Source organism: Halobacillus litoralis (assembly GCF_020171725.1).
GTDB classification, from domain to species: Bacteria; Bacillota; Bacilli; order Bacillales; family Halobacillaceae; genus Halobacillus; species Halobacillus litoralis_F.
The window spans coordinates 1-26,642 of sequence record NZ_JAIVAJ010000015.1 but is presented as its reverse complement, the minus strand read 5'-3'; the positions used below and the strand labels follow the sequence as shown (position 1 = coordinate 26,642).

General features: G+C 47.1%; 26 protein-coding genes and 2 riboswitches. Of the genes, 11 read left to right on the top strand and 15 right to left on the bottom strand.

What is annotated here, in order from left to right; genetic code table 11:
* The first annotated feature begins 1 nt into the window (after position 1).
* On the top strand, positions 2 to 508 hold the full coding sequence (locus tag LCM20_RS19845; protein ID WP_225197221.1) for a gamma carbonic anhydrase family protein: 507 nt from the start codon (positions 2 to 4) through the stop codon (positions 506 to 508).
* A gap of 51 nt (positions 509 to 559) precedes the next feature.
* On the opposite strand, the gene metK is transcribed toward LCM20_RS19845, so the two are convergent.
* Positions 560 to 1,756 carry a methionine adenosyltransferase gene (gene metK, locus LCM20_RS19840; protein WP_225197220.1) on the bottom strand — a complete coding sequence of 399 codons (1,197 nt, stop codon included), beginning with the start codon at positions 1,754 to 1,756 and terminating at the stop codon, positions 560 to 562.
* A 196-nt stretch (positions 1,757 to 1,952) separates the two neighbouring features.
* A riboswitch (SAM riboswitch) is annotated at positions 1,953 to 2,064 on the bottom strand.
* 259 nt (positions 2,065 to 2,323) lie between these two features.
* Between metK and pckA the strand changes: the two genes are divergently transcribed.
* Entirely contained in the window at positions 2,324 to 3,913 is a 1,590-nt protein-coding gene (gene pckA / locus LCM20_RS19835; protein WP_225197219.1) for a phosphoenolpyruvate carboxykinase (ATP), read from the top strand.
* Between the two features lie 407 nt (positions 3,914 to 4,320).
* Here the strand turns inward: pckA and ytkD are convergent, their stop codons facing one another.
* Positions 4,321 to 4,788 (bottom strand): RNA deprotection pyrophosphohydrolase, encoded by a 468-nt coding sequence (gene ytkD, locus LCM20_RS19830; protein ID WP_225197218.1) that lies wholly within the window; start codon positions 4,786 to 4,788, stop codon positions 4,321 to 4,323.
* 231 nt (positions 4,789 to 5,019) lie between these two features.
* Here ytkD and LCM20_RS19825 point away from each other — a divergent pair, with 231 nt between their 5' ends.
* On the top strand, positions 5,020 to 5,847 hold the full coding sequence (locus tag LCM20_RS19825) for a DUF6612 family protein (RefSeq protein ID WP_225197217.1): 828 nt from the start codon (positions 5,020 to 5,022) through the stop codon (positions 5,845 to 5,847).
* Positions 5,848 to 6,227: 380 nt separating this feature from the next.
* Here LCM20_RS19825 and LCM20_RS19820 read toward each other — a convergent pair whose 3' ends face one another.
* From LCM20_RS19820 to LCM20_RS19790, 7 genes are all read right to left on the bottom strand, one after another.
* Entirely contained in the window at positions 6,228 to 6,539 is a 312-nt protein-coding gene (locus LCM20_RS19820) for a hydrolase (protein WP_225197216.1), read from the bottom strand.
* Between the two features lie 51 nt (positions 6,540 to 6,590).
* Positions 6,591 to 7,691, bottom strand: coding sequence for an o-succinylbenzoate synthase (gene menC, locus LCM20_RS19815; RefSeq protein WP_225197215.1), 1,101 nt, complete (start codon positions 7,689 to 7,691; stop codon positions 6,591 to 6,593).
* 1 nt (position 7,692) lies between these two features.
* The gene (locus LCM20_RS19810) at positions 7,693 to 9,150 is read right to left on the bottom strand and encodes an o-succinylbenzoate--CoA ligase (protein ID WP_225197214.1); all 1,458 of its coding nucleotides are present in this window, start codon (positions 9,148 to 9,150) and stop codon (positions 7,693 to 7,695) included.
* Positions 9,151 to 9,220: 70 nt separating this feature from the next.
* A complete protein-coding gene (gene menB, locus LCM20_RS19805) occupies positions 9,221 to 10,039 on the bottom strand; it encodes a 1,4-dihydroxy-2-naphthoyl-CoA synthase (RefSeq protein ID WP_225197213.1) in 819 nt (272 codons plus the stop codon).
* A 45-nt stretch (positions 10,040 to 10,084) separates the two neighbouring features.
* Positions 10,085 to 10,897 carry a 2-succinyl-6-hydroxy-2,4-cyclohexadiene-1-carboxylate synthase gene (gene menH / locus LCM20_RS19800; protein WP_318247337.1) on the bottom strand — a complete coding sequence of 271 codons (813 nt, stop codon included), beginning with the start codon at positions 10,895 to 10,897 and terminating at the stop codon, positions 10,085 to 10,087.
* On the bottom strand, positions 10,875 to 12,611 hold the full coding sequence (menD, locus tag LCM20_RS19795; protein WP_225197212.1) for a 2-succinyl-5-enolpyruvyl-6-hydroxy-3-cyclohexene-1-carboxylic-acid synthase: 1,737 nt from the start codon (positions 12,609 to 12,611) through the stop codon (positions 10,875 to 10,877). Before menD ends, menH begins: the two co-directional genes overlap by 23 nt.
* Positions 12,611 to 14,002, bottom strand: coding sequence for an isochorismate synthase MenF (locus LCM20_RS19790; RefSeq protein ID WP_225197211.1), 1,392 nt, complete (start codon positions 14,000 to 14,002; stop codon positions 12,611 to 12,613). The genes menD and LCM20_RS19790 overlap by 1 nt, the downstream gene beginning before the upstream one ends.
* Before the next feature lie 218 nt (positions 14,003 to 14,220).
* On the opposite strand from LCM20_RS19790, the gene LCM20_RS19785 reads away from it, so the two are divergent.
* The 3 genes from LCM20_RS19785 (at position 14,221) to LCM20_RS19775 (ending at position 16,070) form a co-directional block, all read left to right on the top strand.
* Positions 14,221 to 15,165, top strand: a complete 945-nt coding sequence (locus tag LCM20_RS19785) for a 1,4-dihydroxy-2-naphthoate polyprenyltransferase (protein WP_225197210.1) — start codon at positions 14,221 to 14,223, stop codon at positions 15,163 to 15,165.
* 119 nt (positions 15,166 to 15,284) lie between these two features.
* Positions 15,285 to 15,677 carry a hotdog fold thioesterase gene (locus tag LCM20_RS19780; RefSeq protein ID WP_225197209.1) on the top strand — a complete coding sequence of 131 codons (393 nt, stop codon included), beginning with the start codon at positions 15,285 to 15,287 and terminating at the stop codon, positions 15,675 to 15,677.
* A gap of 27 nt (positions 15,678 to 15,704) precedes the next feature.
* The gene (locus tag LCM20_RS19775) at positions 15,705 to 16,070 is read left to right on the top strand and encodes a hypothetical protein (protein WP_225197208.1); all 366 of its coding nucleotides are present in this window, start codon (positions 15,705 to 15,707) and stop codon (positions 16,068 to 16,070) included.
* 527 nt (positions 16,071 to 16,597) lie between these two features.
* On the opposite strand, the gene LCM20_RS19770 is transcribed toward LCM20_RS19775, so the two are convergent.
* Positions 16,598 to 17,209 (bottom strand): ECF transporter S component, encoded by a 612-nt coding sequence (locus LCM20_RS19770; protein WP_412098013.1) that lies wholly within the window; start codon positions 17,207 to 17,209, stop codon positions 16,598 to 16,600.
* A gap of 142 nt (positions 17,210 to 17,351) precedes the next feature.
* Positions 17,352 to 17,497, bottom strand: a riboswitch (FMN riboswitch).
* A 172-nt stretch (positions 17,498 to 17,669) separates the two neighbouring features.
* Positions 17,670 to 18,728, bottom strand: a complete 1,059-nt coding sequence (locus LCM20_RS19765) for a M20/M25/M40 family metallo-hydrolase (RefSeq protein WP_225197207.1) — start codon at positions 18,726 to 18,728, stop codon at positions 17,670 to 17,672.
* Between the two features lie 129 nt (positions 18,729 to 18,857).
* Between LCM20_RS19765 and LCM20_RS19760 the strand changes: the two genes are divergently transcribed.
* Both LCM20_RS19760 and LCM20_RS19755 read left to right on the top strand, forming a co-directional pair.
* Positions 18,858 to 19,409, top strand: a complete 552-nt coding sequence (locus tag LCM20_RS19760) for a thioredoxin family protein (protein ID WP_225197206.1) — start codon at positions 18,858 to 18,860, stop codon at positions 19,407 to 19,409.
* Positions 19,410 to 19,499: 90 nt separating this feature from the next.
* Positions 19,500 to 20,498, top strand: coding sequence for a potassium channel family protein (locus LCM20_RS19755; RefSeq protein ID WP_225197205.1), 999 nt, complete (start codon positions 19,500 to 19,502; stop codon positions 20,496 to 20,498).
* On the opposite strand, the gene LCM20_RS19750 is transcribed toward LCM20_RS19755, so the two are convergent.
* The 3 genes from LCM20_RS19750 to LCM20_RS19740 all read right to left on the bottom strand — a co-directional run bounded on the left by LCM20_RS19750 (position 20,475) and on the right by LCM20_RS19740 (position 23,679).
* Positions 20,475 to 20,897: a YugN-like family protein gene (locus LCM20_RS19750; RefSeq protein WP_225197204.1), complete on the bottom strand. Its 423-nt coding sequence runs from the start codon at positions 20,895 to 20,897 to the stop codon at positions 20,475 to 20,477. The two genes, LCM20_RS19755 and LCM20_RS19750, sit on opposite strands and share 24 nt — an antisense overlap.
* 81 nt (positions 20,898 to 20,978) lie before the next feature.
* Entirely contained in the window at positions 20,979 to 22,325 is a 1,347-nt protein-coding gene (locus LCM20_RS19745; RefSeq protein ID WP_225197203.1) for a glucose-6-phosphate isomerase, read from the bottom strand.
* 187 nt (positions 22,326 to 22,512) lie between these two features.
* Positions 22,513 to 23,679 carry an iron-containing alcohol dehydrogenase gene (locus LCM20_RS19740; protein ID WP_225197202.1) on the bottom strand — a complete coding sequence of 389 codons (1,167 nt, stop codon included), beginning with the start codon at positions 23,677 to 23,679 and terminating at the stop codon, positions 22,513 to 22,515.
* A 146-nt stretch (positions 23,680 to 23,825) separates the two neighbouring features.
* Between LCM20_RS19740 and LCM20_RS19735 the strand changes: the two genes are divergently transcribed.
* Positions 23,826 to 24,068, top strand: a complete 243-nt coding sequence (locus LCM20_RS19735; protein ID WP_225197201.1) for a DUF378 domain-containing protein — start codon at positions 23,826 to 23,828, stop codon at positions 24,066 to 24,068.
* Positions 24,069 to 24,114: 46 nt separating this feature from the next.
* Here LCM20_RS19735 and yugI read toward each other — a convergent pair whose 3' ends face one another.
* Positions 24,115 to 24,495 (bottom strand): S1 domain-containing post-transcriptional regulator GSP13, encoded by a 381-nt coding sequence (yugI, locus tag LCM20_RS19730; protein WP_225197200.1) that lies wholly within the window; start codon positions 24,493 to 24,495, stop codon positions 24,115 to 24,117.
* Positions 24,496 to 24,670: 175 nt separating this feature from the next.
* Here yugI and LCM20_RS19725 point away from each other — a divergent pair, with 175 nt between their 5' ends.
* Together LCM20_RS19725 and LCM20_RS19720 are read left to right on the top strand one after the other, a co-directional pair.
* The gene (locus LCM20_RS19725; RefSeq protein WP_225197199.1) at positions 24,671 to 25,027 is read left to right on the top strand and encodes a helix-turn-helix domain-containing protein; all 357 of its coding nucleotides are present in this window, start codon (positions 24,671 to 24,673) and stop codon (positions 25,025 to 25,027) included.
* A 193-nt stretch (positions 25,028 to 25,220) separates the two neighbouring features.
* The gene (locus LCM20_RS19720; RefSeq protein WP_225197198.1) at positions 25,221 to 26,396 is read left to right on the top strand and encodes a MalY/PatB family protein; all 1,176 of its coding nucleotides are present in this window, start codon (positions 25,221 to 25,223) and stop codon (positions 26,394 to 26,396) included.
* Positions 26,397 to 26,642: the final 246 nt, after the last annotated feature.

The following is a 26,642-nucleotide window of genomic DNA, read 5'->3' as shown; positions in this document are numbered from 1 at the left end:
TATGATTTGCGAATATAAAGGAAAACGACCGGTCATCGATGACAGTGCATTCGTAGCAGAAGACACGGTGATCACAGGTGATGTAACGATCGGGAAGGAAGCAAGCATTTGGTTCAAAACCGTCATTCGAGGAGATGTGGCACCTGTACATATCGGCGATCGCGCCAACATCCAAGATCTTAGTCTCCTCCACCAAAGTCCGAATCAGCCACTCATCATTGAGGAAGGCGTAACCGTTGGTCATCAGGTCACGCTGCACTCAGCAAAAGTCCGTAAGAATGCCTTAATCGGGATGGGGTCTCTTATTCTAGATGGAGCTGAAATCGGCGAAGAAGCGTTCATCGGAGCCGGGACCCTCGTTCCGCCAGGCAAAAAAATCCCGCCCCGTACCCTTGCTTTCGGCAGACCTGCTAAAGTCATCCGTGAACTGACTGATGAGGATTTCAGCGAAATGAACCGGATCCGTCAAAGCTATGTAGAAAAAGGACAATACTACAAAAACATCTGATTTTTTTCTATAGAAAAAGAGTCCAGGACATCATATCCTGGACTCTTTCTATTATTTAAGTCGATTCTTCAGTTCTTCCGCTTTATCCGTTCTTTCCCACGGGAACTCGACGTCTGTACGGCCGAAGTGTCCATACGCAGCTGTCTGACGATAAATCGGACGACGCAGATCCAGCATTTTGATGATGCCTGCTGGGCGGAGGTCAAACAGATCACGAACAGCTTCAACTAGCTGTTCTTCACTAACCGCTCCTGTTCCGAACGTGTTGATCGAGATCGATACAGGCTGCGCTACACCAATCGCGTAAGCAAGCTGAACCTCCACTTGGTCAGCTAACCCTGCTGCGACGATATTTTTCGCCACGTAACGAGCGGCATATGCAGCGGAGCGGTCTACTTTCGTAGCATCCTTCCCGCTGAACGCACCTCCACCGTGACGCGCGTACCCACCGTACGTGTCGACGATGATTTTTCTTCCCGTTAAACCAGCGTCCCCTTGTGGTCCGCCGATAACGAAACGGCCGGTCGGGTTAATGAAGTATTTCGTTTCATCATCAATGAAGGTTCCCGGTACTACAGGGTCGATGACATGCTTTTTCAAATCGTTCTGGATTTGCTCAAGCGTCACTTCTTCTGAGTGCTGAGTAGAGATGACGATTGTATCTACGCGTACAGGCTGATCATTCTCATCATACTCGATTGTCACCTGTGTTTTCCCATCAGGGCGCAGGTATTCTAGCGTACCATCATTGCGTACGTCTGATAAACGCTTGGAAAGCTTGTGCGCAAGGGAAATCGGAAGCGGCATGAATTCTTTTGTTTCATTGTTCGCAAACCCGAACATCAATCCCTGGTCTCCCGCTCCAATCGCTTCAATCTCGTCTTCACTCATCTTTCCTTCACGAGATTCATAAGCCACGTCTACTCCACCTGCGATATCAGGTGACTGTTCGTCAATGGCTGTAAGTACGGCGCAAGTATCGGCATCGAAACCGTACTTCGCACGCGTGTACCCGATTTCTTTAATGGTTTTGCGGACGATCGACGGAATGTCCACATAAGTATTCGTACTGATTTCTCCTGAAACAAGTACGAGTCCCGTAGTCACCGTTGTCTCACATGCAACTCTTGCATTGGGATCATTTTTTAAAATTTCATCTAGAATCGCATCAGAGATCTGGTCACAAATTTTGTCCGGGTGACCTTCCGTAACAGATTCTGATGTGAATAACCGGCGGTTTGCTGGCATTCTAAAGACTCCTCCTTCTGTAAGTACAAAGTTATTAGACGGAACTCTTTACCAGTTTGTGCAGAAGCACATCAGCTGATCTACACAAGTCTATTGAATATAAGTCACAACCACATGGGCAGTCTTTTAAATTTAATTCTCATTACAAAAGAAAAAACCCTTCCTGTACATAGAGGAAAGGTGTCGCTTCCTTTCGCTCTTATCGTCCAAGGAGTGATTGATCTCCTTGCTTCAGGTTAGCACCATGTCATGGAATGACGGTTGCTGGGCTTCAAAGGGCCTGTCCCTCCACCTACTCTGGATAAGAGAGTATCCGTTCGAAATAATGGTATCGAAAGTCCTCCCTGATGTCAACGGAATCCACTTCTTTCCTATTCACACAAACGGAACGACTTCCCCTTACATAGGATACAGAACCTCACACTTTTCAAACCCTATTTCCACTCCATAAAATTGTTGAAAGCATTTTCAATAATAGTGTGGACTATTCATGTGAATGTGTTATACTAATTTCACATTCAGTCATCCATGATCAATAAATCTATAATAAAAAGGCGGGTAGACGCGATGAGTGCTATTAACCAAATGTCAGAGCTTAGCATCTTATTAGCTCAAGAACACGTTCAGCATCAATTATCAGTACCACAACTAGTCGAAAAAATTGTAGACAGAAACGAAGGCGTGTTGACCGATACAGGAGCCGTCCGATCGACTACCGGCGCTTACACAGGCAGATCGCCGAAGGATAAATTCATCGTCAAAGACCGCGATTCTTCTAAAGACGTCGATTGGGGTCCCGTGAATCAACCTATAGATGAAAGCGCTTTTATTCATTTGTACCACAAAGTGCTGGATTATTTAAAGACAAAAGAAGAAGTTTTTTCATTTAAAGGCTACGCAGGTGCCGATCACCGTTACCGCCTTCCGATTCAAGTCGTCAATGAATTCGCGTGGCACAACCTTTTCGCCCGTCAAATGTTCATCAGACCGAACGAAGAAGAAGTCGAAGGACACGACCCAGAATTCACAGTCATTTCCGCCCCAACATTCAAAGCCGATCCTGAACAGGACGGGACGAACTCAGAAGCGTTTGTTATGGTTTCATTCAAACATAGAATCGTCCTGATTGGCGGGACAGAATACGCAGGTGAAATCAAAAAATCCATATTCTCCGTCATGAACTACATGCTCCCTCAAAAGAACGTCCTTCCGATGCACTGTTCAGCGAACATCGGGGAAGATGGCGATGCGGCATTGTTCTTCGGTCTTTCCGGAACAGGAAAGACGACACTATCCGCCGACCCTCACAGAGGATTAATCGGGGATGATGAGCACGGCTGGTCGGATCAAGGCGTCTTCAACATGGAAGGCGGATGCTATGCCAAGTGCATCAACCTGTCCAAGGAAAAAGAGCCGCAGATCCACGACGCCATCCGCTTCGGAGCGGTCCTTGAGAATGTCGTACTGGATGATCAGTCAAGAGAACCAGACTATGACGATACCTCTCTTACAGAAAACACAAGAGCTGCGTATCCCCTTGACCACATCCAGCAATCGATTGAGCCAAGTGTCGGCGGCCACCCGAAAGCCATCATCTTCTTAACGGCAGATGCGACTGGTGTACTGCCTCCGATCAGTAAGCTGACGAAGGAACAGGCGATGTATCACTTCCTGAGCGGATACACGAGTAAGCTCGCCGGCACAGAACGGGGCATCACTGAGCCACAGGCCACATTCTCAGCCTGCTTCGGTTCTCCATTCCTGCCACTAGCTCCAGCAGCTTACGCTGAGATGCTCGGACAGAAGATTGATCAATTCAATTCACAGGTTTATCTTGTTAACACCGGCTGGACGGGTGGATCGTACGGAGAAGGCTCACGAATGAAGCTTTCTTACACACGTGCCATGATCCAAGCGGCATTGAAGGGCGACCTGAACGACACAGAATATGTGCAGGATCCTATTTTCGGATTGCACACCCCGACACAATGCCCCGGCGTTCCTAACCAGGTCCTTGTACCGAAGAGCACGTGGGATAATCCGGAAGAGTACGAAGAAAAAGCGAAAGAACTTGCAGAGAAGTTCCATCAGAACTTCAGCAAATTCTCGTATGTTAGTGAAGCTGTGAAAAATGCTGGTCCATCTTACCATAAGTAACAACCATAAAAGCCGGAAGCCGCTTAGCGCTTCCGGCTTTTTAAATAATTAGTTATTATCGATTACATAATTCAGATGAAAACTCATTAAGGGTGCTAAAGAAGTAATTCAGCTAATGGATACAGTGATCAAATATGGTGATTGTAACAAAACTTACGATATTGAAGAGGCTTTTTGTGAAGTTCTGGATACATTGTTTTGGTAAAGTGGGGTGGAAAATGATGAGACTTCTGCGGGATTGAACGGACAATGGCGAGATCCCCGAAGACGAAGTCGAGGTAGCTCGCCGTCCGCCGCGAAAAGCGAATTATTTTCCACCACACGGTACACTCAACTTCATCCAGAACTTTTTCAACTGTCTATAAAAAAACCGGAAAACGCCTTGAGACGTTTTCCGGTTTTTTTGTTTACCCATTCTGCTTAATCCGCTTCAGACATTCAGGAAGCACTTCATCTTTCATCATAAAACTGTATCGTTTGTTGGCTTTAATGGCTTGAGGCAATTCCTTCAGTAACGCGGGGCCATGTGTTTCGAAATAATGGCTCTGATCGGTTAATTCAGAAATAAGGGCATAGTACACATTTTTTATAATCGTACCGCCTTTACCTTCTACCTTATACTGGCCGACATACGAGATGTTTTCGATTTCGGCTCCTGTCTCTTCTTTCACTTCTCGAATGGCAGCTTCTTCTGCCGTTTCTCCTTCTTCCACCTTGCCTCCTGGAAACTCCAGCCCACGGTCCTTATGTTTAGTCAGCAGCCATTTGTTTTCATAACGGCAAATGACCCATACATGTTTCGGTGCCTTTGAAAAAGGGTGGTCCTCAAAGGATAATCTCACAGGGTTATGGTAGAAATCGTAAAAAGTTTTCATGCTTGATCAACTGCCTTTAATCCATTGTGTTTGCCTGTCGTCATGACAGGGTTACGTTCAAGAAGTTCCTTTTTAAATCGTACCACAAGCTTCCCCAAATACAAACTAGAGAGATGTCATTCTACTCTTATTATTGTTTCACCTCCCGAATAAACAATTGGGAAATTTTGAAACTTATCATGATTATGAATCGTATGTACGGGTAGGAATACAAAAAAGGGAGGAAGGAACATGAGAAACAAATTCATGATGCTATGCGGTATCATAGCGATGTCCCTGCTACTTGGGGCTTGTTCGAGTTCTGAGGCACAGAAACTTGATGAAATTTTCACGAAAGCGACCGAGGCCAGTGAAAGCTTAGAGAGCTTCTCGATGGATATGGTATCTGAGCAGGAATACCAATCAGAAGGGGAAGAAAGCAACTCTCCGTTTCCACCTGGAGTCCCGATGACTTCGGAAATTCAATCGGATATTACAATGGATCCAATGGCGTTCCACCAAACAATTAAAATCGATGCGCTTATGACGGAGATGGAGCAGTATTACACAGAAGATGGGTTGTACATTAAATCTTCCGATGAAGAAAGCTGGATGAAGGCGCCTAAGGAACTGCTCGATCAGTTGAACGCCATCTCTTCTCAGCAGCAGACGCCCGCCGAACAATTGAAAAATGTTGAAGAATACGTAGATGAATTTACACTGGAATCCGATGATGATAACTATATCCTGTCTTTCTCTTCGAAGGGGGAAGACTTGAAGAAAATGATGGAAGAGACGTTGAACGAAGTCATGCCGGAGGGGACGATGCCTGAAGGAATGATGGACAGCGTCACCTTTAACAGCGTCGAGTATATGTACACAATCGATAAGGAAACCTATTACCCTAAGAAGATGGATATGAGCATGAACATCACCGTCGAGGAAGCCGGCGAGAAAATGACCATCGACCAAACCACGAAAGGCTCTTACAGCAACTTCAATGAAATCGATGAAATCACGATTCCTGATGAAGTGATCGAGAACGCCAAGGAAATGCCGGGTATGGGGCAGACGCCATAACCTCCATTGATTCAGCCGCTCTCATTTGGGAGCGGGTTTTTCTTTTTGAAAGGATTCGATGTCTTTTCTGAAAGACGCTGCTCAATTGGGACACGAGCCTCTCTTTACCGTCACCGGTTGTCTCAATCATTTCTAATCAGGACTATCCATTGACCCTATGTGCTTCTCCATGTCTCAATAAACGTTTATCGGGACTAAGAGTCTGCCCTACTCAAGCCGCACTGTCCCAATATCCTTTTATTGGGACTACGAATTCCAAAGTGCACTCTCCACCTGTCCCATTCGTCCATAATAGGGACAACCAAACTTTTCCTCTGGTCACGCCTGTCCCAATTCAGAAAAATAACAAAAACCGCCCTACCATGAGAGCGGCTTCCCTATTACAAATCAAGTACATTCATTTGCGTGATCTGGGCCTTCGTCTCTTCTTCTCCCCAGTCATAAATCTTCTGGAAGGCCTCTTTCATCGACGCATCAAAGTCATCGTTATCATCGTCTTGGTGATAAGGTTTAAAAGGAACGTGAGCTCTCCAGAATGAACGGTTGTCAGCCATTTCGATTTCATCAAACAGTTCCCTCAGCGTAATGATTTCATCCTCAGTCGCATTCACAATGAATTCATCATTGTTTCCATCTTTGTTGATTGAAATTTCTCTTGTGCCGATATTGACGTAATATTTGTTTTTATTCATATTCCGCCCTCCTCTTCCTATAGTTTGAACCATAAGAAGAGGCGTTATGAATTAAACTTTTACAGCGTGTGTCTGAAGGGTGACTTCCTGTAAATAATCAGTATCGATGCCGACTCCGATTCCAGGCTCTTCAGGAACATCGATGGCACCGCCTGATACGACAAATCCCGGCGTGACAAAGTCCCTCTCAAAATAACGCGTGGAGCTTGATAAGTCTCCTGGGATATTGAAAGCTTCAAGAGACGCGAGCGCGAGGTTATGAGCTTTGGAAATACCGGACTCCACCATTCCACCGCACCAGACTTGAATGCCATGCTCCCGGCAGTAATCGTGAATGTTCAAAGCTTCTGTTAATCCGCCTACCCGACTGATCTTAACGTTGATCATGCGACAGCTGTTCAGTTGTACAGCCTGTACGGCATCTTCAAAACTCATAATCGACTCGTCTAAGCAAACGGGAGTCGATATAAGCTCCTGCAGCCTGCGGTGTAAATAGAAATCTCCTGCGCGAAACGGTTGTTCCATCATCAGGAGACCCGCTTTGTCCAGGCTCACCAAGTGATCAAAGTCCTCCTCTGTATATTGACCATTGGCATCGATCATCAGGTCAAGCTCAGAATCGATCGACTGCACCTTCCTGATCAGCTCCCACTCTTCTCCTTTTTTCACCTTCAACTTGAACCGTTCGTATCCGTCCTGCTTCAACCTCTTGATATCGTCCTCTAAAGAGGCAGACAGACTGAGAACCGCTCCGGCTTTCGCTCGATGGCGTTCCCCTCCTACAAGCTCACGTAAGCTTTGACTATGCTGTTTGGCATAAAGGTCCCATAACGCCCCTTCGACACCGGCTTTCGCCATCGGATGCCCTTGTATGAACGCACAGGCTTCATGAAAGTCCCTGGGATGCGTTACCAACTTCCAATCAAGGGTAGGAATGATGACCTCTTCCATGACATGCCAGGCGGTCTTAATCGTTTCCGATGTATAAAATGGCGTCTCAAATGCCGTCACTTCCCCGTACCCGACACGCCCCTCACGGTCTTTCGCCTCGACGATGATCAGTCTGCGATTCTGAACCGTGCCTTGGTGAGTTTGAAAAGGTGACCTCAAAGGCAGCTCGACTTCCCTTATCAGCAGCTCTGCAATGTCCATGTCATTCCTCCCCCACTAACGAAAGCAGTTGTCTTCTGAGCAGCTTGTTCGAGGCGTTTCTCGGCAGCTCTTCGACGATGTAGTAACGTGCCGGCTGTTTATATTTCGCCAATCTGGACGCCACGAATTCCTCCATGGCTTCAGCGTCCCATACGCACCCTTCCTTGAGCACGATGAAGGCAGCCGGCACTTCTCCCCATTTGTCGTCAGAGATTCCTGTAACACCCGCTTCAAGCACCATATCGGAACTTGAAAGCACACTTTCCACCTCGGCAGGGTAAACATTCTCTCCGCCGGAAATGATGACATCCTTCAGGCGATCGACGACGTACAGATACCCATCTTCATCTTTGTAGCCAAGGTCGCCCGTTCCGAAATAACCTTCTTCTAAAGGCGGACGGTTGTAATACCCTTTTGCAACCATAGGGCCTTTGACAAGAATTTCTCCAACCTCTGTTTCCCGTTCTGCATCAACCTTCAAACGCGCTGTACTCAAAGCCTTGCCCGCAGACCCAAGTTTTCTGAGTGCTGAAGAAGGATCGAGCGTCGCAATTTGAGAGGATGTCTCGGTCATTCCGTACGTTTGAAAAACAGGGATGCCACGACTTGCTGAAGCTTGCAGCAAATGCTCAGGAACTGGTCCTCCACCAAGCAGCATGCATCTGAAATGCTCGGGATAAGAGCCGTCACCGATGAGGTCGAGCAATTTTCTAAGCATCAGCGTGACGACGGACACATGCGTGATCCCACGGTCGACAATCGCTTCTTGAACAACCTTTTCATCAAATTTGGATAAACATTCAACCGTCATTCCGTAAACAACACTCTTCATGAGTATCGAAAAGCCACCTACGTGGAAAATCGGTAAGCAGAGAAGCCATTGGTCATCTGCATGTACACCTAGGTTTAAGCCTGAGGCAATCGCACTATGCCAGTGGTTGCCGTATGTGTGCATCACGGCCTTCGGTTTACCGGTCGTACCGGATGTGTACATCATTGTGTACACGTCCTCTACATCGAACTCATCATGGACCGCTCCATCGTCTGTAGAACGCGGCAGCGTCTCAAGCGTATATAACAGCATGTCCTTCTGAGCCTCTTCAACTGCCTGCAAGCCTTTTTCTTTTAATGTCTCACTTGTAAAAAGATACTCCACATCTCCGTCTTCCAGTTGAAAGGCTAATTCAGGTGCCGTTAGTCTTGTATTCAGCAAAACAAGAACCGCTCCTGCGTAACTCGCAGCATGTACGAACACCGGGACCTCTTCCTGGTTATCTGCGAGCATGGCGATGTGCGTGCCTTTTTTCACACCGTAAGACTTCAGCGATTTTGCAACCGCCCGGCTGGCGCACCGAAGCTCATAGAAGGTCATGCTCCGGCCACCCGGCCACCTTATGGCCTGTTGATCGGGCTTCAGTTCTGCTTGTTTTTCTAACCAGTGAGGGATGATTTCACCCATCAGACATTCCTCCTTATGAAAGAAAAGGAGCAACCCGTAATGGGGTGCCCCTTTGTTCGTCAGCCATTTATTAAGGGAAACGCGGGAACTTATCGAAGTCCGGCTTTCTCTTCTCCTTAAAGGCGTCACGGCCTTCTTTTGCTTCTTCCGTTGTGTAATACAACAGCGTTGCGTCGCCGCCCATTTGCTGCAGGCCGGCAAGTCCATCTGTATCAGCGTTGAAGGAAGCTTTCAGGAAACGCAGGGCAGTCGGAGACTTCTCAAGCATTTCACGACCCCACTGAACGACTTCCGCCTCCAGCTGATCAAGTGGAACCACCGTGTTAACAAGTCCCATATCTTCCGCTTCTTTCGCACTGTACTGACGGCACAGGTACCAGATTTCACGTGCTTTCTTGTGACCTACGATACGTGCAAGCAAGCCTGCACCGTATCCAGCGTCGAAGCTTCCGACTTTCGGTCCAGTTTGTCCAAAGATCGCGTTATCCGCTGCAATGGTAAGGTCACAGACAATATGTAGTACGTGACCTCCTCCGATTGCATAACCCGATACCATCGCGACAACCGGCTTCGGAATTACACGGATCAGACGTTGTAAATCAAGTACGTTCAGACGAGGAATGTGGTCGTCTCCAACATATCCACCGTGTCCACGGACTTTTTGGTCTCCTCCTGCACAGAATGCATCGTCCCCTGCACCCGCAAGTACAATTACGCCGATTTTAGAATCGTCGCGAGCATAAGCAAAGGCATCAATCAATTCGTGAACCGTTTGAGGACGGAAAGCGTTGCGTACCTCTGGACGGTTGATCGTAATCTTCGCAATTCCTTCGAAAGTTTCGTACAGAATATCTTCATATTCGCGTTCTGAAATCCAATCAAATGACATGTGAATCCTCCTTATCTATTGCGGAAAACCGCTTACATCCATGAATTATTGTATCATGAACCCATCTACAATTTTAGCAAAAAAACTCGGTTTCTCAAGATGAATCGCATGACCGGCTTTTTTCACTTCCAACCACTCTGCCTGCAGAAACTGCTCCTGCATGCGCTGATTGATCTGTTTGAACTTCTCATCATGCTCCCCTGTTACAAGTTGAACCGGTACATCCAACGTATTCAACTGCCCCCACCAGGATGGCTGGACGCCTGTCCCCATCCCTCGCAGAGACTGCCTGAGACCTTCAGGATCCTGTCCGAGTCTTTCTTCTCTGATGTTCTCCCTTTTCTCATTCGAAAGACATTTCTGAGAGTCGAACAAGGGAATGGACTCCCAAAAATCGACAAAAGACTGAACACCCTCTTCGACAATTCGTCTGCTGAGCGCTTCGTCTTTCGCTTGTCTCGCCAGCTGTTCTTTCGAAGTGGCAAGTCCAGGAGAAGCACTCTCGAGAAGCAGACGCTCCACCTTTTCAGGGTACAGCTGGGCAAAGGACAAAGCAGTTCTCCCTCCAAGAGAATACCCAAGGATCGAAACCTTTTCAAGTCCGAGGTCCTCGAGCAGACCCTTCAAGTCGCGGCAGAACGCCTCCATCGTCACCGTGCCGATCGCTCCTGTGCGGCCATGACCCGGCAGGTCTACACGTACAACACGATAAGAACCTTCTAAGTCCGCTACAAGCTCATCAAACGTTCGGGTCGTGCCTGTGAAGCCATGAAGAAGGAGGAGGGGGCTTCCTTCCCCATCATCCTCCACCCAATAAGAACGTCCGCTTACTTGCTTAAACATCTTCTTCACTTCCATTCCTGATGGCCTCTTGTACGCTGTCCCACTTGGAGCGGTGGAACGAGACATGGTCCTGTCTATTTGTCATGACTTCGACAACGGAAATCCCGCTTTGCTCATAACTGTCTTTCAGCGCCTGCTTATACGCTTCCCAGTCCGTCACTCTCCTATGTTCAGCCCCGTACATCTCAAGAGCTTTCGAATAGTCGAGGCCGACCGGCGTCCCGAACAACTCTTCGAAGTGATCTTTGTGCTGAACTTGCGGCAGGTAGGAGAAGATCCCTCCCCCATCGTTATTGATGAGGACAATCGTCAACGGGATTTCCTTATGCTTTGCCATCCACAAGCCGTTCATGTCATGGAAAAAGCTTACATCCCCAAGCAGCAGCGTCGTCCTTTTCCCAGTAGAAGCGACTCCGATTGCGGTGGAAATGACACCGTCGATTCCGTTCGCTCCCCGGTTTGCCAGGACCTCCACTTGTTTCGGGGTCGACATGAAGAAGCTGTCTACATCCCGGATCGGCATACTGTTCCCGACAAACAATGCCGAATCGTCCGGCATCGCCTCTGATAGATACACAACGGCATGACCCTCGTTCATCTCATCTCCCGGCTCCGTCAGCATAAGGTGCTTCGCCTTCTCATTCATATGCTGCCAGTGCTGCAGCCACTCTGAAGGTTCTTTCTCCCCCTGAAGTCCTTCCGCCGCTTTTTTCGTGAAAAGAACGGAATCCGACCAAATGAACTGAGCGGAAATACCGGATGGCTCGCGGTATTGGTTCTCCTCATCCACAACGTAATGGTCGACGTCCAGCTCCCGGACCCACTTCAAGTAAGCTTTCGAAACCGGCATGGCCCCGAAACGGATGATGTAGTCCGGCTTCAGTCCTTCACGAATCGCTTCAGACTTCAAAATCGCATCGTAGTTCTCGATCAGGTGGCGTTTATCGTGTGTGCCGGCTCGAAGCTGTGAAAGGGGATCGGCTAAAACCGGAACGCCTAACCTGCCGGCGAAGTCCATGACCGATTCCGCCAACTGTTCATCTGTTTGCGGACCGACGACGATCAGCCCTTTCTCTTTTTGATTCCATCCTGATACGAGCTTTTCCAGATAAGATGATTCCGGTGTCTGCTCTCCCTGTACCGCCTTTGGAACAGGGACAGTTTCTCCACGCCAGAGCCCCTCCATCGTAAAATCAGGAATCAGCGGCTCACGAAACGGGATGTTCAAATGGACCGGCCCCATGCGCCTGCCGGAGGAAACGTCTACGGCTCTCGACGCCTGTCTTCTTACGTATCCGGACATGTCAGCATCCGGAAGCGCGAGGTCCTGATACCAAAGCACATAATCCCCGAACATCTTAATTTGGTTGATGGCCTGCGGGGCGCCTACGTCACGTAACTCATGCGGGCGATCTGCCGTCAAAACGATCAGCGGAACGCGACTGTAGTACGCTTCTACAATGGCAGGGTAATAGTTTGCTGCGGCCGTTCCGGATGTACAGACGAGCGCGACCGGCTTTTTCTTTTCCTTCGCAATGCCCAGCGCAAAAAAAGCAGCAGACCGCTCATCGAGATGAACCCAATGAGCGATATCCTGATTTTCGGCAAACGTCATAGCAAGAGGCGTCGAACGGGAGCCTGGAGAAATCACAACCTCCTCAACTCCCGAGTAAGCCAGCTGGTCCACAAAATGTGTCACATACTTCGATAAAGCTTCCACGTGTTCCATTAACATCCTCCTAAAACAGACAACATCGGCTGCAGCTTCACAGCCGTCTCCTCGTATTCCGCAATCGGGTCCGAGTCCTCGACGACTCCACATCCGGCAAACAAGGAAGCCTTGTCCCCTTGAAGCAGAGCCGACCTGATGGCTACAGCGAATTCACCGTTGTTCCGGCCATCCATCCAGCCAACGGGCCCTGCGTACCATCCGCGGTTCAAGGACTCGCAGCGCCTGATATAATCCACCGACTTCTTCTGCGGCAGTCCGCCAAGTGCGGGCGTCGGGTGCAGTCGCTCAATGACTTCAAGCAGGGTGTACCCTTCGTTCAGCGTTGCAGTAACCGGCGTGTACAGATGCTGCATGTTTCGAAGGGGGTAAATCACAGGAGCCTTCGGAACATGGACATCATGACTGCAAGCTTCCACCGCTTCCTTGATCATTTCCACTACAAATTGGTGTTCTTGACGGTTCTTAGGGTCATAGAGCAACTCTTCCCCGAGCTGGCGATCCTCTTTTTCCGTATGTCCCCGTGGAATCGTCCCTGCAAGACAAGTGGACACGAGTTGCTGATTCTCAAGCTTAGCCAGCCTCTCAGGCGTTGCACCGATGAAATGCTCCCCGTTACTTTCGAAGGAAAAAATATAGCTGTTCGTCTGAGTCTCAGCCAACGCTTTCAGTACCGCTTCGAGTTGAACAGGCTGCTCGAAAGAAACCTCAAGCTCGCGCGCCAACACGACCTTGTCAAGCTCGCCACGTTTAATATCAACCGTTGCCTGAAGCACAGACTCCTTCCATTCTTCCGGTGAAACCTCATTCTCTCCGGTTCGTACCGGAAGCTTCCATTGCACACGGGATTCAGCGAATAAGCTCTCACGCTGTTCCTTCCAACTGTGAATCGTCTGTTTATGATGATCCTCTGGATAAATGACGAAGTTCGAGGTCAGATAGGACGCGTTGTCCCGATTGGTCAGAAGAAAAGCCGGCACGGTCATCTGACTGTCTTCAAATGCCTGCCAGGGCCCTGCATTCTCCTCTTCCGGGTCAAAACTAAACCCACCTAAAGCAACAACCCCTGTACCTTTTTCACCATATTCATCATAAGTTACTGAACCTTCTACGAGGCGGTTCCATGCCTCCTGTAACGTCGTGAATCGTTCAGCCCCTGAAGACATCAGTTTCTGAACAGAACCGATCCCGACTAAGGTAAACGCTTCTTCTGCACTCTTCCAGAACAAGCGGTGCTGATCTATTTCCTGCCCATTGTATAGAAATGAGTAGGGATCTGTGTACGGAACACGCTCCACTACACTGATCATCTGAGGCTCGTTTTTGAGCCTCGCGTTTTTTATGGCTTCCCCAATGATATCCTCAATGTGAGGGACTTTTGTATGAAGCATGAAAATTTCCTCCCATCCTGTAAAGGGACGTTCTTCTCTATATAAATCGTAACCGTTGTACAGGTTCATCATCTCTTATTTTATTCTCTTTTTTCTCTTGACTCAAGGAATGTTCCTTTCCAATTGCATATTCTTACATTGATTGACACCACACAACTCTTTCCCTAAACTTAAGATGTTATAATAGGAACAGTATGAATACAAGGGAGAGAACACCAATGAGTTCTGTACAAAACCAAAACGTAAAAGCTTCCTTGAATGAACGCGAAGGTTTCCAAGTATGGTGGCGCCTCTTACGCCCGCATACGTTGACAGCCGCTTTCGTACCTGTCTTTGTCGGGACGATGCTTGCCGCTGTGGAAGACTCGATTAATTTCTGGTTATTTGCCGCCATGTTACTCGCATCCATTCTCATTCAAGCAGCAACCAATATGTTCAATGAATACTACGATTACGTCAGGGGACTCGATAATGAGAACTCGGTCGGAATCGGAGGAACGATTGTAAGAGACGGCGTTCGGCCGCGAACCGTCTTAACATTAGCGCTCTCATTCTTTTTTATTGCCGGGTTATTAGGCGTTTACATCTGCCTCGCTTCCAGCTGGTGGGTCGCCGTCATCGGCCTTGTTTCGATGTTGTTCGGTTATTTATATACTGGAGGTCCTCTACCGATCGCCTATACTCCATTCGGAGAAATTACAGCCGGAGTGTTTATGGGAACCATCATCATCGGAATCAGCTATTTCATTCAGCAGTTGACTCTAACATGGGATGTTATTCTTATTTCAATCCCTGTTGCGATTTTCGTTGGAGCGATTCTGCTCGCCAACAATATTCGTGACCGGGTGGGAGATAAGGAAAACGGAAGACGTACGCTCGCCATTCTATTCGGACATGAAGGCGCGATCGTGTTCCTGACGGTTCTCACGATTGCAGCATACGTCCTGACCTTAGGCTTTATTATAGCAGGCATGCTTCCTTACTGGTCTCTGATCACCTTCATTAGTATCTTTAAAGCACGTCAGGCCATTCAAGGATTCAAAGGGAAAAACGCACCGCTTGAAATGATGCCGGCGATGAAAGCCACAGCTCAGACGAATACGATTTACGGATTTCTTCTGGGTCTTTCCTTGCTGCTTCAAGTATATATCCCGATTGGTTAATTAGACAAAATATGTAATACTCTCAAGGAAGGATGCCGCCATCCTTCCTTCTCTTATGTAAAAGAGGAAAGGTTTGAAGGAATACATAGTGGGAATTATAAAGAAAGGATGACCGTTAAATGGAAGAGATGTTGAAGAACACATTGATGGGAACACTAGGCATGGAAATTTTAACAGCAGAGCCGGATGAAGTGGTGATGACAATGCCTGTTGATGCACGGACACACCAGCCTATGGGATTTTTACATGGAGGAGCCACCGTCGCCCTCGCAGAAAGCGCCGCAAGCATCGGAGCTTTTTTGAATGTAGACCCGAAGGAAAAACAGATCTTCGGCATCGAAATCAACGCCAACCACCTGAAAAGTGTGCGTGAAGGAACGGTGACTGGAACAGCCATCCCCGTTCACATCGGTAAGAACACAATGGTCTGGCAGATCACCATCGAATCAGAAGCAGGCGATACGATTTCCATATCAAGATGTACCATCGGTGTCATCCCCGTTAAAAAATAACGTTCTTTCTTTGAAAGGAGACATACGATGCTGACCGATCAACAGCTCGATGAATTTAAAAAACAATTATTAGATATGAAAAAAGAAGCCGAGGAAGAATTGGAAAAGTACAGAGATGACGAAGCAAAAGAGAACTACCCCAACGATAAAATCGGGGAGATCTCAAGTGTAGCCGACCACCCGGCAGACCTCGGTACAGACCAGCACGAACGTGAGAAAGAACATACTTTCTATGAACAGGCCAGAGAGAAATTGATGGAAGTGAACGACGCCCTTCAGCGAATGGAAGAAGGCCGTTACGGCGTAAGTGAAAAATCAGGAGAACCGATTCCAGTCGAACGCCTCAAAGCCATGCCGACAGCAAGGTTCCGCGTCGACGAATTGGAATCGTAGAGAAAGTTCCAACCTACAAAAAACCCGTAGGAAGCATTTGATCTGAAATGCCTCCTACGGGTTTTGTTGTGAATGGTTCTGTTTCCAAGTGACGATTCAGCAACTGGCATTTAACAAGTTGTTCAAAATGTACTCATGGGATTCATTAACCTTTTCCGAGAAGGAATTTCATAGATACACAATGGAATGAATGTTCGGAAGCTGGATGGTCGTTTTCAAATTTAGTTGTCGTTAGGTTCTGGACCATTAGTATTGCAAAGTGGGGTGGAAAATGACGAGACTCCAGCGGGATGCACGGACAACGGCGAGACCCCGGAAGACGAAGTCTGAGGAGATAAACGAACAAGGATGTTCGAACTAAAACCGCCACGTCCTGTGGCAACGCCGAACGACCCAACGTCCTGTTGGGCCGCCGTGGAAAGCGAGTTGTTTTCCACCCCACGCCTCTCTAAATTTCGTCCAGAACCTTTCTCAACTTGTTCTAATGAAAAAAGACCAGATAGCATCTGGTCTTTAAAAATCTATAGTTATGCAGCTGAAGAGGAGCGCATCCGCTTCTGTTCCAGCCAAGGTTTGAGTTTCGCAAACAGGACGACAAATACAGCTCCGACGATGATTCCTTTGAGCGCATTAAACGGTAGGATACCAGCTAGGATCGTCGTCAATTTAACGCTTGAGCTCATCGTTTCCCATCCCATGAACCAACTGTAAGCCGGGAGTATAAGGAAATAATTCAACACACTCATCGCAAGCGTCATGATCACCGCCCCGACAGCTATGCCGGAAACGAGCGATTTCGTCGTCTTGAATTTGTGGTAAATCATCGATACAGGAACTACGAATAGAACACCTGCCGTGAAGTTGGCCACGACACCGACCGGGTCAGATGCCCCTGTAAAAATGAGATACAGGATATTTTTCAATCCTTCCACGACAATACCGGCAACCGGTGTAAAAAGAATCGCCGCAATTAAGGCTGGAACCTCACTGAAATCGATTTTCAAATAAGGTGGCAGCATAGGCAACGGGAAGTTCACCAACATCAACACCATGGAAATACTCCCGAACAACGATAACAAAATCAACTTGAACAATTTGGATGACTGATTCATCCGAATCTCCCCCTTCATCTTTTCCATCGATTCACATCCCAGATGAAGGTGAGCGAACGTTCCAAGACCACTAAAAAACCCCTGAATGCCGGAGGGCTGTCAGGGGAGGTTGTATGTGTCCATAGGAAACTAAAGGTAGATAAAAGACTCCTAATCTACCTGCTTCGCTCGACATCTTCTCCCATCCAGACTGTAACTGTCGGTCCCGGACTTTCACCAGGTCCACCGCAAGACGTCGGTCAAGCGGGTCACGGACTTAGAGCTTTACATCTCCTTACCGTCGGTCGGGAATTGCACCCTGCCCCGAAGATGGAATCGATATAATGTTGTATGCTTATTTTATACAAAACGTGAATAAATGGCAAGTTCCGCGCTTTGCTTTTTTACAATGTTTGCGCTCAACTATTAACTATAAGTCTTAAAAACCACTCTACTAGCCAATCAAATGAAAAACGAGGCAGGTGTTAGACCACCGCCTCGTTTTTTCTTATAGGTCAAGAGGATTCAAGCTCTCATTCCCTGTCATATTCTCAATCATCTCCACCATCAACTCAATCTCTTCCTCGATATCCTGAATGCTGGCCGTCTCCACCGGGGAGTGCATATAACGGAGTGGCAGGGATACAAGGCTTACGGGGACGCCTTTACCCGTCAGGCGCATCTTGTCCGCGTCTGTGCCCGTCATTCTTGGTGTGAGCTCATATTGCACGTCCATGTTCAAGGATTTTGCCGCCTCTTCAAGCATCGCATTGATATTACGGTTGATCGGAGCTCCTTTTGCAAGGACAGGACCGCCCTCAAGCTTGATGTCTCCGTGCTTCTGCTTGTTCACTCCAGGGTAATCGGTAGCGAAGGTTACATCGACAGCAATGGCCATCGTCGGCTCGATCCCTGCAGCAGCAAAGTAGGCACCACCCATGTTCGTCTCTTCATTGACGGTACTCGCTGCGTAGACACCGACGTTCAGTTTCTTCTCAGAAAGGCGACGAAGCACTTCTCCTACGATGAATTGACCCGTGCGATTATCGAGGCCTCGGCCTGCGATGTAGCGGTCCATCATGACTTCCGGTTCACGCTTATAGACAGCAAGGTCACCGATCTGCACATGCTTCTCCATTTCTTCCTTGGATTTCGCTCCACAGTCGATAAACAGGTCCTCCAAACCGAAGTCTCCTTTCAACCCACCATGGTGCTGGGCATTGACACCGATAACGCCTGTCACGGTTTTACCGGAACCAAGTACGGTCACCTTCATGCCGACAGCAGCTTTCGGGTTTACACCACCCATTTTATCGATATGTAGGTAGCCTTGCTCGTCAATTCGGTTGATGACAAGTGCAATCTCATCACAGTGTCCCGCCAGCATCACTTTGAATTCCGCATCCGGGTTTAATACGGCGATAGCATTGCCGGCGTGATCGGTGCGGATCTCATCGGCGTAATTCTCCATCTCTTTCATCCACCGTTTCTGGATTTCCATTTCGAAGCTTGATGGCGACGGGGTATTGAGTAATTCTAATAAAAAGTTTAATCGATTTTTATTCATATTCGTTCCTCCTTAACCATTCTTACAGTCTTATCATAACAAAAAAGTGTCAGAACACATGAAATATTACGCTTAGTCCCCCAAAGATTAGGGAACATGCCCATGAATGAGTTTATAAGGAGGATGTACATGAATTTAGATGAATGGTTCCAGCGGGGAATGACAGCACAAGAATATGTCGACTCCATGAATCATAACCAAGAAAACCTTATTTATATATACGAACACTTTTCTGTACCGAGAGAGGATTACCCGATTTTCGAGGCGATACAGAAGAGAGATCTGCGGGCCATCATTCTAACGGAAGACTGGTGCGGCGATGCCATGCTGAACATCCCCATTTACCTTCGTTTTGCGGAAGCGAGCCACATTCAGACCCATTTCTTACTTAGAGATGAAAACCCCGAACTTATGGATCAATATTTGACCAACGGAACAGCAAGATCCATCCCCAAAATCATTTTCATCGCGCCCAATGGTGAGGAGATCGGAACATGGGGACCGAGAGCCCCAGAATTGCAGCAGTTCCTGGACGAGTCGATGGATAATTTACCGGATAAGGAATCTCCTATTTTCGAGGAGAAGCGCCGCGAGATGCTTACTTTTATTACGAAAGCCTACCGGGATCACCGGAACTTCTGGGACCATGTCTATGAGGATATGAAGAAGACATTATCGTAACATCTTGACCTGCCGGACGTCGGCAGGTCTTTTACATGTTTGAAATGCTGCTCAAACAGCCATACTGATAGAAAAAAAGGGGCGTTTATCGTGCAGCATTGGATTCGCCTATATTTTCAACTTCCCCTGTTCGTCCGACTGCTTGCCACTGTTCTCATTATGATGAGTTTGTTCGGCTTCATCATCCACTCGATTGAACCGAACAGCTTCCCTACTGTGTTCGACGGGATATGGTGGGCTTTCGTAACAGGTGCGACGGTCGGTTACGGGGATTATGTACCGCTTAGTGCGTGGGGAAAAGCGGTGGCCATTCTTCTCATTATGACGGGCGGCGGGCTCGTCACGTTTTACATGGCGACCCTCTCCGCCTCTACCGTCAAGCATGAACAGGACCTGACGGAAGGTAAAGTGGACTTCAAAGGAAGAGATCATTTTTTATTTGTCGGTTGGAATGAACGGACAAGGCAGTTGATCGATATGATCGGAACGCACGAGTTGGAGGATAAGATGGTGTTGATCGACCGGACGATGAACCGCTTCTATCAACGGCTCTCATCCGTTCACTTCGTCAAAGGCGACGCAACAGAAGAAGAGACGTTACAAAAAGCGAACGCCGGTCATGCAAAGGTGGCGGTCATCACAGCCGACCCGGACAAGCGCGAAGAACAGGCGGATCAGAATGTCATCCATCAAATCGTAGCGCTCAAAGGACACCAGCCTGAGTTATTCATCATTGCAGAAGTCTTGACTGACAAGCAGCGAATCAACGCTGAACGTGCCGGGGCTAATACGGTCATCCGCTCCAACGATTTTATGAGCAGTCTTTTTTACCATGAATTGTACCGTAATGATCCGGTCCAGCCTTTTGAATTGCTGCTTGATTTACTCACCGCCAGGCAATTTCACGAGGAGAAAGTACCCGAGTCGTTTGTTGGTGAACCTGTTCTGAAGGCGCTGGAACACTTCCTACATGACCGCTGCCAAGTCATCGGCATTAAAAAGAACGGTAAGATTTCATTCGACCTTCATGCGGACATCATACTCGAAGAGGGAGATGATCTTCTCTTATTCTCCCCGCTTCGCAAGTAACTGCTGTTCTGCCTGCGCCAATAGTTCTTTCCCTGTTCCGATATGTTCTTCAGGGAATGAGGCATCTTTATCAACCGGCTCTTGGAACTGGTCGAATATGGCGCGGAAGTTTCCTTCTTTCACGTTATCATCAAGTCCTGGGTTGTATTTATGAGACAGAAGAAAAGGCTCGTTCATCCTGACTGTCGCATAATCTGAAGGGGCATCAAGGGAGCCAGAGACAACGGTGAACGGAAGACGCAGAAACTGGTAGCCTACACGGTCATCAATTTTATAATCGAAATAGCCGTGGTCATAGTCCCAGTTATCCGACAACTTGAATCCAACAGCGGTCAAGGCCTGCTCGACTTCTTCCAACGTAAACTGCTGATCTGTAATCGTTGAGGTTAAAGGTATCATTCTTCCACTCCTTTCTGTTCTTAATATAACCAAACAAAAAAACGAGCCTCATCCATTTTCTGGAGAGGCTCGTTTTGCTTTTTATAGGCGTTTTTCTAATTCTTCTTTTTCTTTCTCGAATCCAGGCTTCCCTAGAAGCGCGAACATGTTCTTCTTGTAAGCTTCTACTCCTGGCTGATCGAACGGATTCACACCAAGAAGATATCCGCTGATGGCACAGGCTTTCTCGAAGAAGTACACAAGGTAACCGAATGTGAACGCATCACGCTTCGGAAGGTGAACGATCAAGTTCGGGATTTCACCGTCTGTATGGGCAAGCATCGTACCAAGATACGCTTTCTCGTTTACTTGGTCGACCGTCTTACCTGCCAGGTAATTCAGCCCGTCCAAGTTCTGTTCATCTTCTTCGATCGTCATATCAGAAGAAGGCGTCTCTACATTCAATACTGTTTCGAACATATCTTTACGACCGTCCTGAATGTATTGACCAAGAGAGTGGAGGTCTGTTGAGAAGTTCGCTGAAGCCGGGAAGATCCCTTTCTGGTCTTTCCCTTCACTTTCACCGAACAACTGCTTCCACCACTCCGCAAAATATTGAAGAGAAGGCTCGTAGTTCACTAGCATTTCGATGGACTTCCCTTTGTTGTAAAGCACGTTACGTACGGCTGCGTACTGATAAGCCGGGTTGTCTGAAAGGTTATCCGTAGAAAGTTCGGATTGAGCTTTTTGAGCCCCTTCCATCATTTGATCAATATCAATTCCGCTTGCCGCAATCGGAAGTAAGCCGACAGCTGTAAGGACAGAATAACGCCCCCCTACATCATCAGGCACAACGAAGGACTCATACCCTTGCTCTGTAGCAAGTGTCTTCAAGGCACCTTTCTCTTTATCCGTTGTTGCGTAGATGCGGTTCTTCGCTTCTTCTCTACCGTACTTATCCTCTAGGAATTTACGGAAGACACGGAACGCGATTGCCGGTTCTGTCGTTGTTCCACTCTTCGAAATCACGTTGATGGATACGTCTTTATCCTTCAACACATCAAAGAGCTCATTCATGTATGGTGCACTGATGCTGTTTCCGACGAAGAACACTTGTGGTGTCTTACGATCCTCAGAAGACAACTCATTGTAGAAGCTGTGGTTCAGCATCTCAAGTGCTGCGCGGGCGCCTAAGTATGATCCACCGATTCCGATAACAAGAAGGACATCAGAATCTGATTTGATTTTTTCTGCTGATTTCTTAATTCGTGCAAATTCTTCTTTATCGTAGTTCTCAGGAAGATCAACCCATCCTAAGAAATCACTTCCTGCACCTGTCTGCTCATGCAATGTTTTGTGAGCGACAGACACGTAATCCTGCATATAATCAAGTTCGTGTTTCCCAAAGAAAGGCAATGCTTTTTCGTAATCAAAACGAACGTGTGTCATTGATTCAACCTCCATCTGTATTTTACTGAATCCAATTTCACTTTACCGAAACCTTCACTCCAAATCAAGGAATCTCCAAATTGTAAACGGATACATCAATAAAAAGACCTGAGTTTATACAAGGGCTTACATTTTCAGGGATGTAAAAGAGCCAAGGGAAATCCCCTTGACTCCTTAACGCGCTTGCTTATTTAGACATTTCAAGAATTTTTTCTACGTCTTCTGCATGAAGCTTGTTGAAGTTACCGAATGGCCCGCGCTTCATCGCACGATCAACGATGACATCGAACTTCTCATCAGAGATGTCGTAGTCACGAAGCGTTTCCGGTGCGCCAAGAGACGTCCAGAATGTGCGAAGAGCCTGAATGCCTTCTTCGGCGATTTGTTCTTTCGATTTCCCATCCGCTTCTACACCGAATACTTTCGTCGCCAACTGAACGAATCGATCTTCATTCACGTGAAGGTTGTGTTTCATCCAGTTCGGGAACAGGATGGCGAGCCCACCAGCGTGCGGGATGTCATAGACAGCAGAGACAGCGTGCTCGATGTTGTGAGAAGCCCAATCTCCGCGGTATCCCATCTGCAGCATACCGTTAAGAGCGACGGTACCGGAGTAAAGGATCGTTTCGCGATGCTCATACGATTCAAGGTCCTCAAGAAGTTTAGGCGCCGTGTCGATGACCGTGCGCAGTACACCTTCAATCATCTCATCCTGGACAGGAGATTGAGTCGGCGTATGGAAATACTGCTCGAACAGGTGAGTCATCATGTCGACAATACCGTAAATCGTTTGATCACGCGGGACGGATACCGTGTATTGTGGGTCCAAGATAGAGAACTTCGGATTTGTGAATGGAGGGTATCCCCATCCGTACTTCTCATTGGTCTCCCAGTTTGTAATAACGGATCCTGCGTTCATCTCTGATCCAGTAGCGGCAAGCGTCAGAACCGTTCCGAATGGTACAGCGTCTGTCGGTGTCGCTTCTCTTGTAACAAGATCCCATGCGTCACCGTCGTATTTTGCACCTGTTGCGATGGTTTTCGTACAGTCGATGACACTACCTCCACCAACGGCTAGAAGGAAGTCTACGCCTTCTTCTTTACAGATCTTGACCCCTTCATGAACAGTGGACAGTTTAGGGTTCGGTTCCACCCCGCTAAGCTCAAGCACTTCTACCTCAGCCTTGTTCAACTGCTCCATCACTTGGTCGAATACACCGTTTTTCTTGATACTTCCGCCGCCGTACACGACAAGTACTTTCTTTGTATGTTGAGGAAGTTGTTTCGGTAATTGTTCAATTTGGTCCTTACCAAAAATAAGTTTTGTTGGATTGTAAAATGTAAATGCTTCCATTGATATAGCCTCCTTTAGCGATCTCTCGAATGTTATTATGGCTCATTGACATGCATTTCTCAAAAGATATGCAACACGCATAATATTTTCTTTTCTTGTTTAACCTATAATCGATCTCTCAAACATAGGAAAAGGAGGACTTTCGAATGAACTGGATTCAACGCACAGCGCTGCTGCTTGTGATTGTCGGTGCCATCAACTGGGGACTGATCGGGTTATTCCAATATGACTTGGTCGCCGGACTGTTTGGCGGAGGAGAACAAAGCGCCGCATTCGCCCGCGTCATTTATACACTCGTCGGAATAAGTGGACTTATTGCCATTTCCCTATACTTTTCACCCGAAGCGGAAACAAGTGACGTGACAGAAGACGCACCAGATCGAGCATAAAAAAAGAACGGACTCAAAGTAGAGTCCGTTCCTTCTTGCATCCACATTATTTGCGGAATTTTTCGCGGTCGTCAGACTGTTTGATCCAGTCTTCCAACTTGTCTTTCAATGTGTTGAAGCCTGCTGTTTCTTCCTGCTTAGGTGCAGCAGCCTGTTTACGTGGACGACGAGCAGCTTTCGGTGCTTCCTGCGTCGCACGAATGGAAAGAGAGTACTTGTTCTTCGCTTCGTCGATGTTCAAGATTTTAACCTGAACTTCGTCACCCTCTGAAAGGTGTTCGTTAATGTCTTTCACATATCCGTGAGTCACTTCTGAAATGTGAACCAATCCTTGTACGTTTTCGTCTAGTGCAACAAACGCACCGTATGGCTGAATTCCAGTGACTTTACCTTCTAATACTTGACCTTCTTGAAACTTCTCTGACATGCTATACAACTCCTGCTATTGATATTATTCGCTTCTTTTCACGCAATTAATGATTTTACCACAGATGAAGTCATTTAGCAAAGTTTCATAAAAAACGAATCATTCCACTCAGATTGGGAATATCCTCCTTATTGATCCATGATATAATTAAAAAAAGCAATAGGAGGCGTCGACTATGTCTGTTGGACAAAACATCCGAAAATATCGAGAAGCCAAAAAACTTTCGAAGGAAGACTTGGCTATGAAAGCGAGAATAGGCGTCCAGACTCTCGAAAGCTATGAATCTGATGCACGCGCACCAGAGCTGGATACCGTCCTTAAGCTATCCACCGTACTTGATATCCCAGCATCTGAATTAATGGAATTTCACGGGGATGATGACACACAAATTGACGACGAACTGAAATCACTTATTAAAGAAGTAGGCTATAAACGCACAAAACTCCTACTGAGAAAAGCACGTGACTTTTCTGAAGAAGATGTTTTAAAGGCAATGAATCTGCTTTATGAATTAAATCAACAAAAAAAATAAAATATGAGGTTTAGACTCTAGCAAAAGGGGATATATTAAGTAACGTAAGACTTTCTCGTATTCCCCCTGTGTAAGCAAAGCGACCGTTCGCTTTGCTTTTTTTTTGTTTTTTTTGGACCAAACAACTTATTTTCATCACCTTGTTGGATTCGGTTATGATAAAACTATTGTCACACTAAGGGAGGTATCGATCATGAATCGATTTAGTGAAGTAACACCACGCAAAGGGACCAGGTCCGTTAAATGGGATTTAGTAAAACAGATGTATGAGGATGAAGAAGTTCTGCCGATGTGGGTAGCGGACATGGATTTCCAAGCACCTGAAGCCATCGTTCAAGCGGTTCAAAACCGAGTGGAACACGGCATATTCGGATATACATGGCCTGATGATAAAGTGAAGGCCGAGATCAAGGACTGGCTTCATACGAGACATCAGTGGAGCATTGAGTCGCCGTGGATCACATACAGTCCAGGAGTGATTCCGTCCCTCCATATGATCATTCAATCTTTAACAGATATAGCGGATCACGTACTGATCCAAACACCTGTTTATCCTCCGTTCTATTCTGTCGTCCGTAATCACGGCCGCCATATTGTAAAGAACCAACTGCAATATGAAAACGGGGAATACACGATCGACTTTGAGGATTTTGAGAAAAAAATCAAAGATCATAACGTCAGCATGTTTATTCTTTGCAATCCTCACAACCCAGTTGGAAGAGTTTGGACGAAAGATGAACTCAACAAAATGCTGGAGATCTGTCTGAAGCACGACGTGACCATCGTGTCCGATGAAATTCACGCCGACTTAATTTACAAAGACCATAAACATATCCCGATCGCTTCTCTTTCTGAAGATGCAGCAAAACAGACCATTACCTGCCTTTCTCCGACGAAAACATTCAACCTAGCTGGTTTGCAGGCATCTTACGTCGTCACACCTGATGCTGAGAAACGGAAGCGAATGGACAAACAGTTCCAAAACCAAGGCATGATGATGCTGAATACTCTTGGGTTAACTGCGCTCGAGGCCGCTTATGAACATGGAGAAGAGTGGCTCGAAGAACTATTGGATACCTTGCAGCAGAACCGAGACTACGTTGAGAAACGCATCCATGAGGAAACCGATAAGATCAACGTGATCCGTGCAGAGGGCACGTATCTATTATGGTTAGACTGCCGCGGCTTACAAATGAGCCATGAAGAGATCAAAACATTCATGAAAGAACAGGCAAAAGTCGGTTTAAATGATGGCGCCTCCTTCGGCGAAGAAGGAGAAGGATTCATGCGAATCAACATCGCCGCTCCTTTCTCCATCGTCGAAGATGGTGTCTCACGAATCCTCCAAGCCGTTCATACTCTTAAATAAAAGAGAGCCCGCCTAGGCTCTCTTTTTTATAGATGGATTATTGGGACTACAGATTCTGCTGATGCTTGTACCTTGTCCCAATTAAAGATGATTGGGACAAGCACTCCTCGTCACCGCCTGGCACTTGTAGATAGGCTACACTTAGTTGGACAGTTTCGTTAAGGTCCGATAAACTTTACTCAAATTAAACTCGAGGAGAGCGGATTATGACTAGACGAAATCGTCGTACATTTACAGAAGAATTCA

Excerpts from the sequence above, each read along its gene's own strand:
- LCM20_RS19845 (WP_225197221.1), top strand. The coding sequence starts at position 2 with ATGATTTGCGAATATAAAGGAAAACGACCGGTCATCGATGACAGTGCA.
- metK (WP_225197220.1), bottom strand. The coding sequence starts at position 1,756 with ATGCCAGCAAACCGCCGGTTATTCACATCAGAATCTGTTACGGAAGGT.
- pckA (WP_225197219.1), top strand. The coding sequence starts at position 2,324 with ATGAGTGCTATTAACCAAATGTCAGAGCTTAGCATCTTATTAGCTCAA.
- ytkD (WP_225197218.1), bottom strand. The coding sequence starts at position 4,788 with ATGAAAACTTTTTACGATTTCTACCATAACCCTGTGAGATTATCCTTT.
- LCM20_RS19825 (WP_225197217.1), top strand. The coding sequence starts at position 5,020 with ATGAGAAACAAATTCATGATGCTATGCGGTATCATAGCGATGTCCCTG.
- LCM20_RS19820 (WP_225197216.1), bottom strand. The coding sequence starts at position 6,539 with ATGAATAAAAACAAATATTACGTCAATATCGGCACAAGAGAAATTTCA.
- menC (WP_225197215.1), bottom strand. The coding sequence starts at position 7,691 with ATGGACATTGCAGAGCTGCTGATAAGGGAAGTCGAGCTGCCTTTGAGG.
- LCM20_RS19810 (WP_225197214.1), bottom strand. The coding sequence starts at position 9,150 with ATGGGTGAAATCATCCCTCACTGGTTAGAAAAACAAGCAGAACTGAAG.
- menB (WP_225197213.1), bottom strand. The coding sequence starts at position 10,039 with ATGTCATTTGATTGGATTTCAGAACGCGAATATGAAGATATTCTGTAC.
- menH (WP_318247337.1), bottom strand. The coding sequence starts at position 10,897 with ATGGAAGTGAAGAAGATGTTTAAGCAAGTAAGCGGACGTTCTTATTGG.
- menD (WP_225197212.1), bottom strand. The coding sequence starts at position 12,611 with ATGGAACACGTGGAAGCTTTATCGAAGTATGTGACACATTTTGTGGAC.
- LCM20_RS19790 (WP_225197211.1), bottom strand. The coding sequence starts at position 14,002 with ATGCTTCATACAAAAGTCCCTCACATTGAGGATATCATTGGGGAAGCC.
- LCM20_RS19785 (WP_225197210.1), top strand. The coding sequence starts at position 14,221 with ATGAGTTCTGTACAAAACCAAAACGTAAAAGCTTCCTTGAATGAACGC.
- LCM20_RS19780 (WP_225197209.1), top strand. The coding sequence starts at position 15,285 with ATGGAAGAGATGTTGAAGAACACATTGATGGGAACACTAGGCATGGAA.
- LCM20_RS19775 (WP_225197208.1), top strand. The coding sequence starts at position 15,705 with ATGCTGACCGATCAACAGCTCGATGAATTTAAAAAACAATTATTAGAT.
- LCM20_RS19770 (WP_412098013.1), bottom strand. The coding sequence starts at position 17,209 with ATGGAAAAGATGAAGGGGGAGATTCGGATGAATCAGTCATCCAAATTG.
- LCM20_RS19765 (WP_225197207.1), bottom strand. The coding sequence starts at position 18,728 with ATGAATAAAAATCGATTAAACTTTTTATTAGAATTACTCAATACCCCG.
- LCM20_RS19760 (WP_225197206.1), top strand. The coding sequence starts at position 18,858 with ATGAATTTAGATGAATGGTTCCAGCGGGGAATGACAGCACAAGAATAT.
- LCM20_RS19750 (WP_225197204.1), bottom strand. The coding sequence starts at position 20,897 with ATGATACCTTTAACCTCAACGATTACAGATCAGCAGTTTACGTTGGAA.
- LCM20_RS19745 (WP_225197203.1), bottom strand. The coding sequence starts at position 22,325 with ATGACACACGTTCGTTTTGATTACGAAAAAGCATTGCCTTTCTTTGGG.
- LCM20_RS19740 (WP_225197202.1), bottom strand. The coding sequence starts at position 23,679 with ATGGAAGCATTTACATTTTACAATCCAACAAAACTTATTTTTGGTAAG.
- LCM20_RS19735 (WP_225197201.1), top strand. The coding sequence starts at position 23,826 with ATGAACTGGATTCAACGCACAGCGCTGCTGCTTGTGATTGTCGGTGCC.
- yugI (WP_225197200.1), bottom strand. The coding sequence starts at position 24,495 with ATGTCAGAGAAGTTTCAAGAAGGTCAAGTATTAGAAGGTAAAGTCACT.
- LCM20_RS19725 (WP_225197199.1), top strand. The coding sequence starts at position 24,671 with ATGTCTGTTGGACAAAACATCCGAAAATATCGAGAAGCCAAAAAACTT.
- LCM20_RS19720 (WP_225197198.1), top strand. The coding sequence starts at position 25,221 with ATGAATCGATTTAGTGAAGTAACACCACGCAAAGGGACCAGGTCCGTT.